Annotated in this window: 10 protein-coding genes; 2 read left to right on the top strand and 8 right to left on the bottom strand. The window is 72.8% G+C overall.

Features of this window, described 5'->3' with window-relative positions:
• The first annotated feature begins 40 nt into the window (after positions 1-40).
• Complete coding sequence (locus NX794_RS31960) at positions 41-2,371, top strand: excinuclease ABC subunit UvrA (RefSeq protein ID WP_258783142.1); 2,331 nt, start codon at positions 41-43, stop codon at positions 2,369-2,371.
• A 158-nt stretch (positions 2,372-2,529) separates the two neighbouring features.
• Here the strand turns inward: NX794_RS31960 and NX794_RS31955 are convergent, their stop codons facing one another.
• The 5 genes from NX794_RS31955 to NX794_RS31935 all read right to left on the bottom strand — a co-directional run bounded on the left by NX794_RS31955 (position 2,530) and on the right by NX794_RS31935 (position 7,781).
• Positions 2,530-3,396, bottom strand: a complete 867-nt coding sequence (locus tag NX794_RS31955) for a lysophospholipid acyltransferase family protein (RefSeq protein ID WP_258783141.1) — start codon at positions 3,394-3,396, stop codon at positions 2,530-2,532.
• Complete coding sequence (locus tag NX794_RS31950) at positions 3,396-4,166, bottom strand: GNAT family N-acetyltransferase (protein ID WP_258783140.1); 771 nt, start codon at positions 4,164-4,166, stop codon at positions 3,396-3,398. The genes NX794_RS31955 and NX794_RS31950 overlap by 1 nt, the downstream gene beginning before the upstream one ends.
• A 246-nt stretch (positions 4,167-4,412) precedes the next feature.
• Positions 4,413-5,162 (bottom strand): succinate dehydrogenase/fumarate reductase iron-sulfur subunit, encoded by a 750-nt coding sequence (locus NX794_RS31945; protein ID WP_258783139.1) that lies wholly within the window; start codon positions 5,160-5,162, stop codon positions 4,413-4,415.
• On the bottom strand, positions 5,159-7,108 hold the full coding sequence (locus NX794_RS31940) for a fumarate reductase/succinate dehydrogenase flavoprotein subunit (RefSeq protein ID WP_258783137.1): 1,950 nt from the start codon (positions 7,106-7,108) through the stop codon (positions 5,159-5,161). Before NX794_RS31940 ends, NX794_RS31945 begins: the two co-directional genes overlap by 4 nt.
• Position 7,109: 1 nt before the next feature.
• Positions 7,110-7,781 carry a succinate dehydrogenase gene (locus NX794_RS31935; protein ID WP_258783201.1) on the bottom strand — a complete coding sequence of 224 codons (672 nt, stop codon included), beginning with the start codon at positions 7,779-7,781 and terminating at the stop codon, positions 7,110-7,112.
• A gap of 120 nt (positions 7,782-7,901) precedes the next feature.
• On the opposite strand from NX794_RS31935, the gene NX794_RS31930 reads away from it, so the two are divergent.
• Positions 7,902-8,786, top strand: a complete 885-nt coding sequence (locus tag NX794_RS31930; RefSeq protein ID WP_258783135.1) for a LysR family transcriptional regulator — start codon at positions 7,902-7,904, stop codon at positions 8,784-8,786.
• Between the two features lie 295 nt (positions 8,787-9,081).
• On the opposite strand, the gene NX794_RS31925 is transcribed toward NX794_RS31930, so the two are convergent.
• From NX794_RS31925 to NX794_RS31915, 3 genes are all read right to left on the bottom strand, one after another.
• Positions 9,082-11,226 carry a putative bifunctional diguanylate cyclase/phosphodiesterase gene (locus tag NX794_RS31925; protein ID WP_258783133.1) on the bottom strand — a complete coding sequence of 715 codons (2,145 nt, stop codon included), beginning with the start codon at positions 11,224-11,226 and terminating at the stop codon, positions 9,082-9,084.
• The gene (locus NX794_RS31920; protein ID WP_258783131.1) at positions 11,223-12,035 is read right to left on the bottom strand and encodes an SAM-dependent methyltransferase; all 813 of its coding nucleotides are present in this window, start codon (positions 12,033-12,035) and stop codon (positions 11,223-11,225) included. Before NX794_RS31920 ends, NX794_RS31925 begins: the two co-directional genes overlap by 4 nt.
• A gap of 282 nt (positions 12,036-12,317) precedes the next feature.
• Positions 12,318-13,277: an SCO0930 family lipoprotein gene (locus tag NX794_RS31915; protein ID WP_258783130.1), complete on the bottom strand. Its 960-nt coding sequence runs from the start codon at positions 13,275-13,277 to the stop codon at positions 12,318-12,320.
• Positions 13,278-13,911: the final 634 nt, after the last annotated feature.

The following is a 13,911-nucleotide window of genomic DNA, read 5'->3' as shown; positions in this document are numbered from 1 at the left end:
GGGCGGATAGAGTCTCCCCTCTATGCACAGCCCACCCGCCATGCGCAGCCCGCATGATCCCTTCGTCCGCGTCCGCGATGCCCGTGAGCACAATCTCCGGGGCGTGGACGTGGACGTGCCACGGGATGTGCTGGCCGTGTTCACCGGCGTGTCCGGCTCGGGCAAGTCGTCGCTGGCCTTCGGCACCGTCTACGCCGAGGCGCAGCGACGCTACTTCGAGTCGGTCGCGCCGTACGCGCGCCGGCTGATCCACCAGGTCGGGGCGCCCAAGGTCGGCGAGATCACCGGGCTGCCGCCCGCCGTCTCGCTCCAGCAGCGCCGCTCGGCCCCCACCTCGCGTTCCTCGGTGGGCACGGTCACCAATCTCTCGAACTCCCTGCGCATGCTGTTCTCGCGGGCCGGGGAGTATCCGCCGGGCGCCGAGCGGCTCGATTCGGACGCGTTCTCCCCGAACACGGCCGCCGGCGCCTGCCCGGAGTGCCACGGCCTCGGCCGCGTGCACACCACCAGCGAGGAACTGCTCGTCCCCGACCCCTCACTGTCCATCCGGGAGGGCGCCGTCGCGGCCTGGCCGGGCGCCTGGCAGGGCAAGAACCTGCGGGACGTGCTCGACGCGCTCGGGTACGACGTGGACCGGCCCTGGCGCGAGCTGCCCGCCGCCGCGCGTGAGTGGATCCTGTTCACGGACGAGCAGCCGGTCGTCACCGTGCACCCGGTCCGGGACGCCGACCGCATCCAACGGCCGTACCAGGGCACGTACATGAGCGCCCGCCGGTATGTGCTGAAGACCTTCTCGGACACGAAATCCGCCACGCTGCGGGCGAAGGCCGAGCGCTTCCTGACCAGTGCGCCCTGCCCGGTCTGCGGGGGCGGCAGGCTGCGGCCGGAGGCGCTGGCGGTGACCTTCGCCGGCCGGACTGTCGCCGAACTGGCCGCGCTGCCGCTGACCGACCTCGCCGGGATGCCGCACGGCGACTCGGAGACGGCACGCGTCCTCATCGAGGACCTCAGGTCCCGGATCGCGCCGGTGGTCGAACTCGGCCTCGGCTACCTCAGCCTGGACCGGGCGGCGCCCACCCTCTCGGCGGGCGAGCTGCAACGCCTCAGGCTGGCCACGCAGTTGCGCTCGGGGCTGTTCGGCGTGGTGTACGTGCTCGACGAGCCGTCAGCCGGACTGCACCCGGCGGACACCGAGGCCCTGCTGACCGTGCTGGACCGGCTCAAGCGGGCCGGGAACTCGGTGTTCGTCGTGGAGCACCACCTGGACGTGGTGCGCGGCGCCGACTGGCTGGTGGACGTGGGCCCCGGCGCGGGCGAGCACGGCGGACGCGTGCTCTACAGCGGGCCGGTGCCCGAGCTGGCGTCGGTCACGGAGTCGGCGACCGCCGCCTATCTCTTCGACGAGTCCCCCGGCCCGGAGCGCGAAGTGCGCGCGCCACGCGGCTGGTTGAAGGTCGGGCCGGTGACCCGGCACAACCTGCGCGAGGTGACGGCCGAGTTCCCGCTCGGCGCGTTCACCGCCGTCACCGGGGTGTCCGGGTCCGGGAAGTCCACGCTCATCGAGGCGTTGACGCAGGACGTGGCGGGCGTGGACCGGCTGGTCCGGGTGGACCAGAAGCCCATCGGCCGCACCCCGCGCTCCAACCTGGCCACCTACACGGGCCTGTTCGACGTGGTGCGCAAGGTGTTCGCCGGCACCGAGGAGGCGCGACGGCGCGGGTACGGCGTGGGGCGGTTCTCCTTCAACGTGTCCGGCGGGCGCTGCGAGACCTGCCAGGGCGAGGGGTTCGTCAGCGTCGAGCTGCTGTTCCTGCCGAGCACCTACGCGCCCTGCCCGGACTGTGCCGGTGCCCGCTACAACCCCGAGACGCTCCAGGTGGCGTACCGGGGCCGGAGCATCGCCGAGGTGCTGGACCTGACGGTGGAGGCGGCGGCGGAGTTCTTCGCGGACGTGCCGGCGGTGGCCCGGAGCCTGGGCACGCTGCTCGACGTGGGCCTCGGCTATCTGCGGCTCGGCCAGCCGGCGACCGAGCTGTCCGGCGGGGAGGCGCAGCGGATCAAGCTGGCGAGCGAACTCCAGCGCGGGCGGCGCGGCCACACCCTGTACCTGCTGGACGAGCCGACCACGGGACTGCACCCGGCCGACGTCGAGGTGTTGATGGACCGCCTGGACGGGCTGGTGGAGGCCGGGAACACGGTCGTCGTGGTGGAGCACGACATGACGGTGGTCGCGGGCGCAGACTGGGTGATCGACCTGGGTCCGGGCGGCGGCGACCGGGGCGGCCGGATCGTGGCCGCCGGGCCGCCGCGCCGGGTGGCCGAGGCGCCGGACAGCGCGACGGCGCCCTATCTGGCCCGGGTCATGTCCTGAACCGTGGGCGCGGTACCCGCCCCGGTCACCGGATGCTCCGCGACCAGGGCCGCGTGCGTCCAGGCGGGCTCAGGCGCGACCGGCCGGGCGGCACGGGCGAGGGCGCGCCGGTCGGGATGGCGCCGCGTGGCCGAGGCGCCGGACAGCGCGACGGCGCCCTATCTGGCCCGGGTCATCTCCTGAACCGTGGGCGCGGCGCCCGCCCCGGTCACCGGATGCTCCGCGACCAGGGCGGCGTGCGTCCAGGCGGGCTCGGGCGTGACCGGCTGGGCGGCGCGGGCGAGGGCGCGCCGGTCGGGGTGGGCGCCGGGCGTGATCAGCGGCCGTACCGTCACCTCGGCGACCAGGCCCCGGGTGCGGGCCACCCGCCACAGCGAGGCGAGCAGGGTGTCGTCGCCGACGAAGGCCGCGGCGGTGCCGGGGCCGCCGTCCCGCTGCCGGTAGCGCAGGCCGACCGGCTGGACGGGCACGCCCGCGTCCAGCGCGGCCTGGAACACCGCCCGGCGGAAGCGTCCGTGGGCCCGCCCGCACCAGGTGCTGCCCTCCGGGAAGACGGCCACGGCCGCGCCCGCGCGCAGCGCGCCGGCGACGCGGGCGACGGTGCCGGGCAGGGCGCGCAGCCGGTCCCGCTCGATGAACAGGGCACCGCCGCGCGCGGCCAGCGGGCCCGCCACCGGCCACCGCCCGATCTCGGACTTGGCGAGCATCCGGGCGGGGCGTACGGCGGCCAGCAGCGGGATGTCCAGCCAGGAGACGTGGTTGGCGACCAGCAGCAGCCCGCCGTCCGCCGGCGCGGCGCCGGTGATCCGCACCCGGACCCCGGCGGCCCGTACGATCGCCCGGCACCACCAGCGGACCCGCTCGGCGGGGATCCGCCCGCCGAACGGGGACAGCGCGATCCCGGCCAGCACCAGCGCCGCGACCGCGGCCAGCCGGAGCGCGGCGCGCGGTGCGGCCACCGTGGCCCGGGCCGGGCCCGCGCAGGCGCCCGGGGTGCAGGGCGCGGTGGGCAGCCAGCCGCTCATCAGGCCGGTACGAGGGAGAGGAAGTGCCGCAGGTAGCGCGGGTTGACCCGGCGCATCGACAGCAGCACGTACAGGTCCGCGACCCCGAAGTCCGGGTCGTGGGCGGGCTCCCCGCACACCCAGGCCCCGAGGCGGAGGTAGCCGCGCAGCAGAGCGGGCAGTTCCCGGCGCCCTGCGGGGGCCTCGGCGTCCGGGGTCCAGGGCAGCAGCGGCCGTACCCGGAACTCCGCGGGCGCGAGGTGCCGGTCGCGTACCCGGTCCCAGGTGGCGGTGGCGAGGGCGCCGCCGTCGGTGAGCGGGACCGAGCAGCAGCCCGCCAGCCACTCGTGGCCCCGGTCGGTCATGTAGCGGGCGATGCCGGCCCAGATCAGGCCGATGACGGCGCCGTCGCGGTGGCCGGGGTGCACGCAGGAGCGGCCGACCTCGACCAGGCCGGGCCGGATCGCGGCCAGCGCGGTCAGGTCGAACTCGCCCTCGGAGTACAGCCGTCCGGCGAGCGCCGCGCGGTCGGGCGGCAGCAGCCGGTAGGTGCCGACGACCTCTCCGGTCACGGTGTCGCGGACCAGCAGGTGGTCGCAGTGGGCGTCGAACGGGTCGACGTCGAGGCCGGAGTGCCCGGTGGTGAGCCGGGCGCCCAGCTCCCCGGCGAAGACGTCGTGCCGCAGCCGCTGGGCGGCGCGGACGTCGGCCTCGTCGCGGGCGAGGGCGACGGTGTAGCGGGCGGGTGCCTGGGGCTGTGCGGGACGGTCGAGCGTGGTGACACCGGTCATGGCTCTCTCCATGGTCACGGGCCGGGTCGGCGGGCGGGCAGTCCGGTGGTCCGGTCTGCCCGTCCTGTTCTTCCGATCCCGGTTGGCCCCCGCGTGACCGCCGGCGGGAGAGCGGGTGTGGGGTTGTTGAACGGCGTGGGCGGGGGCCCGGCGGGAAAAACCAGACGGGGCCGGGACGAGCACCTGTCCCGGCCCCGCCCGCCCGCCGGTCGGCGAACGATCAGGATTCCCGCTCCGAAAGGGGTGCTACCGCTTCCCCGCCTTCCGGTTGGCGCGCAGCCACTCGCGGTTCATGCCGGTGATGGAGACGAGCGGGATGCCCTTGGGGCAGGCGGTGGCGCACTCGCCGGCCAGGGTGCAGCCGCCGAAGCCCTCGGCGTCCATCTGCGCGACCATGTCCAGCACCCGGGTCTCCCGCTCCGGCGCCCCTTGCGGCAGCACGTTCAGGTGGTTGACCTTGGCGGAGGTGAACAGCATTGCCGCCCCGTTGGGGCAGGCGGCCACGCACGCCCCGCAGCCGATGCACTCCGCGTGCTCGAAGGCGAAGTCGGCGTCGGCCTTCGGCACCGGCGTGGCGTGCGCCTCGGGCGCGGAGCCGGTCGGCGCGGTGACGTAGCCGCCGGCCTGGATGATGCGGTCGAACGCGGACCGGTCGACCACCAGGTCCTTGATCACCGGGAAGGCGGCGGCCCGCCACGGCTCGACGTCGATCGTGTCGCCGTCCCGGAAGGACCGCATGTGCAGCTGGCAGGTGGTGGTGCGCTCGGGGCCGTGCGCGTCGCCGTTGATCACCAGTGAGCAGGCGCCGCAGATGCCCTCGCGGCAGTCGTGGTCGAAGGCGACCGGTTCCTCGCCGGCGAGGATGAGCTGTTCGTTGAGGACGTCCAGCATCTCCAGGAAGGACATGTCGGGCGAGATGTCGTCCACCTCGTAGGTGGACATGGTGCCTTCCGTGTCGGCGTTCTTCTGCCGCCAGACGCGCAGGGTGAGCTTCATGCGTAGCTCCGCTGGGTGGGATGAACGTGCTCGAAGACCAGGTCTTCCTTGTGCAGGACGGGCGCCTCGCCGGTGCCGGTGAACTCCCAGGCGGCCGCGTAGGAGAACTCCTCGTCGCGGCGGGCGGCCTCGCCGTCGGGTGTCTGGGACTCCTCGCGGAAGTGGCCGCCGCAGGACTCGGTGCGGTGCAGCGCGTCCAGGCACATCAGCTCGGCGAGTTCGAGGTAGTCGACGACGCGGTTCGCCTTCTCCAGCGACTGGTTGAACTCCTGACCGGTGCCGGGGACCTTGATCCGGCGCCAGAACTCCTCGCGGATCCGCGGGATCCGCTCCAGTGCCTTGCGCAGTCCGGCCGCGCTGCGCGCCATGCCACACAACTCCCACATCAGCTCGCCGAGTTCGCGGTGGAAGGAGTCGGGGGTGCGGTCGCCGTCCACCGCGAGCAGCAGGTTCAGCCGGTCCTCGGTCTCGGCCAGCACCTCCTGGACGGCGGGGTGTTCGCCGGTGACGGCCTCCTGGTGCGGGTTGCGGGCCAGGTAGTCGTTGACGGTGGCCGGCAGCACGAAGTAGCCGTCGGCGAGACCCTGCATCAGCGCGGACGCGCCGAGCCGGTTGGCGCCGTGGTCGGAGAAGTTGGCCTCGCCGATCGCGAACAGGCCGGGGACGGTGGTCTGGAGGTCGTAGTCGACCCACAGGCCGCCCATCGTGTAGTGCACGGCGGGGTAGATCCGCATCGGCACCTCGTACGGATCCTCGTCGGTGATCCGCTGGTACATGTCGAAGAGGTTGCCGTACTTGGCCTCGACGGCCTTACGGCCCAGGCGCGTGATCGCGTCGGCGAAGTCCAGGTAGACGCCCTGGCCGCCGGGCCCCACTCCCCTGCCCTCGTCGCAGACGTTCTTCGCGGCGCGGGAGGCGATGTCGCGCGGGACCAGGTTGCCGAAGGACGGGTAGATCCGCTCCAGGTAGTAGTCCCGCTCGTCCTCGGGAATCCGCTCCGGCGAGCGGTCGTCGCCCTTGGCCTTCGGCACCCAGATCCGGCCGTCGTTGCGCAGCGACTCGCTCATCAGGGTCAGCTTGGACTGGTGGTCGCCGGTGCGCGGGATGCAGGTGGGGTGGATCTGGGTGAAGCAGGGGTTGCCGAAGTAGGCGCCGCGCCGGTGCGCCCGCCAGATCGCGGTCGCGTTGGAGTTCATGGCGTTGGTCGACAGGTAGAAGACGTTGCCGTAGCCGCCGCTGGCGAGGACGACGGCGTCCGCGACGTACGTGTCGATCTTCCCGGTGACCAGGTCGCGGGCGACGATGCCGCGGGCCCGGCCGTCGATCACGATCAGGTCGAGCATCTCGGTGCGCGCGTGCATCTCGACGTTGCCCGCCGCGATCTGCCTGCTGAGCGCCTGGTAGGCGCCGAGGAGGAGCTGCTGGCCCGTCTGGCCGCGGGCGTAGAAGGTGCGGGAGACCTGGACACCGCCGAAGGAACGGGTGTCGAGCAGGCCGCCGTACTCCCGGGCGAACGGCACGCCCTGGGCCACGCACTGGTCGATGATCTCGACGGAGATCTGCGCGAGCCGGTGCACGTTGGACTCCCGGGCCCGGAAGTCGCCGCCCTTGACGGTGTCGTAGAACAGGCGGTGCACGGAGTCGCCGTCGTTGCGGTAGTTCTTCGCCGCGTTGATGCCGCCCTGAGCGGCGATGGAGTGGGCGCGGCGCGGGGAGTCCTGGTAGCAGAACTGCACGACGTGGTAGCCCTGTTCGGCCAAGGTGGCACCGGCGGAGCCGCCCGCGAGGCCGGTGCCGACGACGATGACCGTGTGCTTGCGCCGGTTGGCGGGGTTGACCAGCCTGGCCTCGAAGCGGCGGGTGTCCCAGCGCTCGTGGACGGGGCCGGCCGGGGCCTTGGTGTCGGCGACCGGGTCCCCGGTCGGGTAGTCGGCGTAGTCGGTCATGTCAGCTCACCACTCCGGTCATGACGCCCACGGGTACGGCGATGAAGCCGGCCGTGAGCAGCAGCGCGAGGACGTCGGCGACGGTCTTCAGGGCGCGGTCGCGGCTGCGGCTGCCGACGCCGAGGGTCTGGGCGGCGCTCCAGAAGCCGTGCCGGATGTGCAGGCCGAGCGCGAGCATCGCGACGATGTAGATCACGTTCCCGTACCAGGTGGAGAAGGTGTCCACGACGTTCTGGTACGGGTGCCCCTCCTGGAAGCCGCCGGCGTGCACGGTGCCGGTGGTCAGGTCCAGGATGTGCCAGACGACGAACAGCCCGAGGATGATCCCGCCCCAGCGCATGGTGCGGGTCGCGTAACTGGCCCGCGCCTTCTTGTGCGCGTACTTGCTGGGCCGGGCCCGGATGTCGCGGCGGCTGAGCTGGTAGGCGGACGTGGCGTGGGCGGCCACGGCGACGACGAGGACGATCCGGACGAGCCAGAGCGTCCACTCGTAGTGCATGAAGGGTTCGCCGACGGTGCGCAGCCAGTGGGCGTAGTGGTTGAACTCGCCGGCACCGAAGTAGATCTTCAGGTTGCCGATCATGTGCACCACCAGGTAGAGCAGCATGATCAGGCCACTGACGGCCATCACCGTCTTCTTGCCGATGGTGGAGTCCCACATCGTGCGCGCCATGGACGGCCGTCGGTCCGTCCGCGTTGCCAGAGCCATGGGACACAACGCTAGGCCCGGGGACCCCGATCGGTCCAAGACATGAAAAGCCTCGTTCCCATAGCCTACGACTATCATCGTCTCGTGCAGTTCCAGCAGCTCCAGTACTTCGTGGCCGTCGCCGAGACCCGGCACTTCACCCGGGCCGCGGAACGGGTGCATGTCGCCCAGCCGTCGCTGTCCCAGCAGATCAAGGCGCTGGAGCGGGAGCTGGGCGCGGATCTGTTCCAGCGCGCCCGGGGCAACATCACGCTGACCGACGCGGGTGAGGCGCTGCTGCCGCTGGCCCGGCGGATCCTCGCGGACACGGACACGGCCCGGCACGAGGTACAGGAACTGGTCCAGCTGCGCCGGGGGCGGGTACGGCTCGGCGCCACCCCGAGCCTGTGCACGGGCCTGCTCCCCGACGTCCTGCGCGCCTTCCACGACCGCTACCCCGGCATCCGGCTCCTGATCGAGGAGAGCGGCTCCCACGACCTGGTACGGGAGCTGGCCCGGGGCGCCCTCGACCTCGCCCTGATCGTCCTCCCGCTCCCCTCCCCCGCGCCCGCGCTCACCACGGTGGAGCTACTGCGCGAGGACCTGGTCGTGGTCTCCGCCCCGGACGCCCCCGCGCCGGGCCGAGGCGAACGGGCGGTCCGCGTCGCCGACCTGGAAGGCGAACGCCTGGTCATGTTCCGGCACGGCTACGACCTGCGGGAACTCACCGTGGCCGCCTGCCGCGCCGAGGGCTTCGAACCGGACTTCGCGGTGGAGGGCGGCGAGATGGACGCGGTCCTCGGCTTCGTCCGGGCGGGCCTCGGCCTGGCCGTCGTCCCCCGCATGGTCGCGACCCGCTCCGGCCGAGGCCTCCGCGTCACCCCCCTCACCCGCCCAGGCCTGCACCGCACCATCGCCCTGGCCCACCGCAGCGACGTGGCCCCGCCACGGGCGGCACGGGAGTTGCAGCGGATGCTGCTGGAGCGGTAGCCGCGGACTGCGTACGTCCGCCGGCCGACGACAGAGATCACGTGGATACCGGCCGGGGAGCCGGGACTTCGACGGGGGGCGCGGAACAGCCCACACCGGGCCGAGGGCGGGGGCGGGGGCGGGGGCGTTCGGAGCCTGGCCCGGTGTTCGACGGCACACGCCGGGCGGACGGTGAGGGGTTGCCCACGTCCACAGCGGGAGGCGTCCCTGCTCGGCCCACCCGTGTGTGTCCCCTCGCCGGGGAGGCCCCGAGGGCGCGTCTCGATGCCGGCGCACACCGCCGGGTGGACGGCCGTCAGCCCGTCGCGTCCACCAGGGCCAGGTCGTGCAGGCGTTCCGGTGGGCCCGGGCGGGCGTAGTACCAGCCCTGGGCCGTGTCGCAGCCGAGGATGCGGAGTTGTTCGGCCTGGGCGCCGGTCTCGACACCCTCCACGGTGACGGCGAGGTCGAGGCTGTGGGCGAGGGAGACGATGCCCTCCACGATCTTCAGGTCGACCGGGTCGGCGGGGAACTGCTGCATGCCCTGGGTGAAGGAACGGTCCAGCTTGAGGACGTTCACCGGCAGCCGGCGCAGGTTCGCCAGGTTCGAGTACCCCGTGCCGAAGTCGTCCAGGGCGATGTCCACGCCCATCTCGGAGAGCCGGCGCAACGGTTTGAGCAGGTCGTCGTCGGCGCCGATCAGCGCGGACTCGGTGACCTCCAGGCAGAGCGCGTCCGGGGTGACGCCCGCGCGCTCCAGGATCTCCACCGTGTCCTGCACCAGACGCGGATGGCCGAGCTGGCAGGGCGAGAGGTTGACGTTGATGCGCAGCGGGCCCGCGCCCGGCTCCGTGCCGTGCCGCTCGCGCCAGGCGCGGGCCTGCCGGATGGACTCCTCCAGGACCCAGCGGCCGAGCGGCACGATCAGCCCGGTGTGCTCGGCCAGCGGGATGAACCGGTCCGGCCCGAGCACCCCGTGCTGCGGGTGCAGCCAGCGCACCAGCGCCTCGGCGCCGCGCACACTGCCGTCGCCGAGGTGGACGAGCGGCTGGTACTCGATGAAGAACTCCCCGCGCTCCAGCGCGGTCGGCAACGCCGTGGTCAGCCCGTGCCGGGTGATCGCGCGGGCGTCGGCCTCCGGGTCGGCCAGCTCGAAGCGGTTGCCGCCCGCCGACTTGGCCCGGTACATGGTGATGTCCGCGCTGCGCAGCACCTCGGCCGCCGTACGCTCGCCCGCCGGGCCCTCCACGATGCCGAGGCTGCCGCGCACCATCAGGTCCCGGCCGTCGACGCTGATCGGGGTGACCAGCGCGTTCATGATCCGCTCGGCCAGTTCGTCCACCGTGCGCTCGGTGCCGGGCCCGGTGGTCAGCGCCACGAACTCGTCGCCGCCGAGCCGGGCGACCATCTCCCCGGGCGCGGTGGCGCAGGACTGCAAACGGTCGGCGACCTCCACGAGCAGCCGGTCGCCGGCGGCGTGACCGAGGCTGTCGTTGACGGTCTTGAAGCCGTCCAGGTCGAGGTAGCACAGCCCGAAGCGCTGGCCCTCCCCGGCTCCCAGGGCCTTCTCCAGCCGCTCGAAGAACAGGGTGCGGTTCGGGAGTCCGGTGAGCGCGTCGTGCGTGGCCTCGTAGCGCAGCCGCAGGTTGAGCAGCCGGCGCTCGGTGGTGTCCTCCATCAGGGCCAGCTGGTACTGGGGTTCGCCGTCGGCGTCGCGCAGCAGGGAGACGGTCAGATTGGTCCACAGCACCGTGCCGTCGGGGCGGTTGAACGCCTTCTCCAGGTGGTAGTGCTCGCGGTCGCCGCTGACCAGTTCGTCGTAGAGCCGCCAGGTCTGCGGCGCGTCCTCGGGGTGCGTCCAGTCCTGCACCCGGCGCCCGCGCAGCGCCTGGTCGGTCAGGCCGAACATGCGCAGCAGGGCGCCGTTGACCTGGAGGATGGTGCCGTCCAGGTCGGCGATGCCGATCCCGATGGCCGCGCCCTCGAAGACCGCGCGGAACCGGGCTTCGCTGGCGTGCAGCGCCTGCGCCACCACACCCTGCGCCCGCAGCGCGGCCTGCGCGATGGCCTCCTGTTCGGCGAGGGTCCGCTCGCGCAGCGCCTGCGCGTACCCGGCGGCCATCGCGTGCTGCAACCGGGAGGACCGCAGCCGCAGTTCGTCCTGCGGGTCGTCCGCACCGCAGTACAGCACCAGATAGGCGTCCACGCAGTCCAGGGTGCGGGTGAGCGCCTCCGGGTCGGTGCAGTGCGCCTCGACCAGCGCCGCCCCGACCGCCCGTGCGCCGGCCGCGTCGAAGCCGCGCGCCCGCAGCAGTCCGCTCAGTCGCCCGGCGAGCGGCAGGAGCCGGTCCTCGAACTCCGCGCGGGTCGCCGACGTCGACGTCACCGGGTACAGTGCCCGGCTCCAGATCGTCGTCAGCCTGCGGAGTCTGTCCTCCGGCCCGTCCGGCTCCGCGCTCACGCCGTACGCCCCACGCCGGCGAAACCGGAGAACGCGTACGGGTCCTCGTCCTCCGGCGCCGACTCCGGGCGCCAGAGCGGCATCGGCACCAGTCCGGGTTCCACCATCTCGTACCCTTCGAAGAACCGCGCGATCTCGTCGCGCGAGCGCATGATCAGCGGGTTGCGGATGTCCTTGTACACGTCCACCGCGCCCTCGGCCCGCTCGGCGGGAACCGGGATTCCCTCGTACGAGGCATGGGTGAGGATGAGCAGGCTGCCGGGCGCGAGCGCGTCCCGCAGCTCGGCCACCGCCCGGTACGGGTCGTCCGCGTCTTCCACGAAGTGCAGTATGGCAACGAGGAGCAGGGCCACTGGCCGATTCAGGTCGATCAGCCGCTCCAGCCGGGAACTCGCCAGGATCTCCTGGGGCTTGCGCAGGTCCGCCGCGACCACGTCGGCGGTGTCGACATCCGCCAGCACCGCCTCGCTGTGCGCGACGGCGACCGGGTCGTGGTCGACGTAGACGATCCGTGCCTCAGGGGCGACCGCCCGCGCCACCTCGTGCACGTTGCCGAACGTGGGGATACCGGAGCCGATGTCCAGGAACTGGGTGATGCCCGCACCGGCCGCGAACCGGACGGCGCGCCGCATGAACGCCCGGTTGGCCTGCATGATCTTGGGCATGCCCGGCATGAACTCCATGGCCTTGCGGGCCGCTTCCCGGTCGACCTCGAAGTTGTGCGAACCGCCCAGGTAGTAGTCGTAGATCCGCGAGACGCTGGGCACCGAGATGTCGATGCTGCGGGGGGCCCAGGCGGGACGCTCCATTATCTCTCCAAGGCGTGGACGACGGGCGACGGCGATCCGGTGTTCGAGCAGAGGCTACTGATCGCCTGCCAACAGGGCGAGCCGAACCGGAAATTGACCATCCGTTCCCGGTCACTGCCTGCGGCAAGTGCCCGGACGACCCCGCTGGGTGACCAACCCGCCGATATCGAACGGCACCCGTCGCCGGGCATACGACGGTCCGCCCCCTCCGTGCGGTGCGGAGGGGGCGGACCTGCGGTGGGCGCGCCGGGCGGGCGGGGCGGTCGGCCCTGGGGAGACGACCTACTTGCCCGGTGCGCCGACCGGCTTGCCGTCGGGCGACACGGCGTACCAAGTGCCGCCCACGCCCTGACCGTTGGTGTCCCCGGGAGCCTTGTCACCGGAGAAGGTGTAGATCGGCCAGCAGTTGACCGTCATCTGCTTCGCCCCGTCGGAACGGGTGAAGGGCATCAGCCCCTTCTTCTTGACGCCCTCGGTGTCGTCGGCGCCGACCGGGCCGACGGCCGGCCACTTCTCCAGGCAGGCGCCGGTGCAGTTCGAGACTGACTTCGGCCAGGCCTGGTCCTTGAGGAAGCGGTAGACGGTCATGCCCTTCTTGTCCACGACGATGTCGCCGAGCTCGGGGTCCTTGCGGACCGACAGTCCGGGCAGCGCGGCCACCGAGGCCTTCTTGCCGTCGGGGGCGAGCGCGAACCACTTGCCGCCCACGCCCTGGCCGTTGACGTCCCCGGAGTTGACGTCCTTGGCGTAGCGGTAGGCGGGCCAGCCGCCGACGGTGAGCTGCTTGCTGCCGTCGGTCCTGGTCACCTCGCCGAGCAGCGCCTTGTCGATGCCGGCGCCGGCGCTCGCGTCGTCGGCGGGCACCGGCGGCCAGGTGGTGGCGCAGTCGCCGTCGCAGTTCGACTTGGGCGGCTTGGCGGTGTCCTTGTCGAAGCGGTAGAGGGTGAGCCCGGAGCCGTCGGTGAGCACACTGCCCAGGTCCGGGTTGGTGGCCACACTGAGCTTGCCGGCGGGGGCGGCCTGGGTCGGGGAACCGGAGCTCTGGTTGCCGTCGGCGCCGTAGCCGTTGCCCGCGGCGGTCCCGCTGCCCGCGGCGCCGTAGTCGTTCGCGGGTGCCGTGGCGCCGACGTTCTGGGCGGAGGCCGCGGGTGCCGCGGCGTTGTCCTGACCGCACGCGGTGGTCAGTGCCAGCACCGAAGCGGCCGTGGCCATCAGTGAGGCGGTCCGCCAGGAGGTCCTCATCGTCAACTTCCCCTCATCACCCGGTTGTTGCAGCGCCCTGCTGTGCCGCCGCACGGCCATGGGTACGCGGCGCGGGGGCCGGAGCGTTCAACGGGGACGGGAAGTTCTTCGGCCTTTTCCCGCCGGAGGCCGGCGCCGGTGTCCGTACGGGCATCCGCGCGGGCGCTCGTACGAGCGTCCGTATCCGGCCAGTCGCCGCGGTTCCACCGGTCAAACGATTGATCGGACCATGTCCCTCCTTCGGTGCAATCCTGTCGTACTACCGCGTGCGACCGGCTCCGGTGCTCCATGATCTTCGTCGTGCATGGTTCCCACGTGACCCGACGCGCGCCCGCGAAGCGCGCGTTGGCCCTGGTGACGCTGGCCTGGACGCTGGTGGGCTGCCCGGTCGGCGACGCCTCGGCCGACGCCTGTGCGTACGCCTCGACGGGCCCGGCGGGCACGGTGGCCGTGGCATACGCCGGCGGCCACCACTGGCCCGTTCCGCCGCCCTGTCCCAAGCCGCCCCCGCCCCCGTGCCCGCCCACCCCGACGCCGACCCCCACCCCCACTCCGACCCCGACCCCGACCCCGACACCCACCCCTACGCCGACCCCGACACCCACGCCCACACCACCCCCCACGCCCAAGCCGA

It is taken from the genome of Streptomyces pyxinicus (assembly GCF_024753135.1).
In the GTDB taxonomy this organism is placed as follows: domain Bacteria; phylum Actinomycetota; class Actinomycetes; order Streptomycetales; family Streptomycetaceae; genus Streptomyces; species Streptomyces pyxinicus.
Note: the sequence above shows the minus strand (reverse complement) of the source record. Positions and strands in the feature narration are given on the sequence as shown.

Coding starts and splice junctions, on each gene's coding strand:
- NX794_RS31960 (WP_258783142.1), top strand. CDS start 41: ATGCGCAGCCCGCATGATCCCTTCGTCCGCGTCCGCGATGCCCGTGAG.
- NX794_RS31955 (WP_258783141.1), bottom strand. CDS start 3,396: ATGAGCGGCTGGCTGCCCACCGCGCCCTGCACCCCGGGCGCCTGCGCG.
- NX794_RS31950 (WP_258783140.1), bottom strand. CDS start 4,166: ATGACCGGTGTCACCACGCTCGACCGTCCCGCACAGCCCCAGGCACCC.
- NX794_RS31945 (WP_258783139.1), bottom strand. CDS start 5,162: ATGAAGCTCACCCTGCGCGTCTGGCGGCAGAAGAACGCCGACACGGAA.
- NX794_RS31940 (WP_258783137.1), bottom strand. CDS start 7,108: ATGACCGACTACGCCGACTACCCGACCGGGGACCCGGTCGCCGACACC.
- NX794_RS31935 (WP_258783201.1), bottom strand. CDS start 7,781: ATGGCGCGCACGATGTGGGACTCCACCATCGGCAAGAAGACGGTGATG.
- NX794_RS31920 (WP_258783131.1), bottom strand. CDS start 12,035: ATGGAGCGTCCCGCCTGGGCCCCCCGCAGCATCGACATCTCGGTGCCC.
- NX794_RS31915 (WP_258783130.1), bottom strand. CDS start 13,277: ATGAGGACCTCCTGGCGGACCGCCTCACTGATGGCCACGGCCGCTTCG.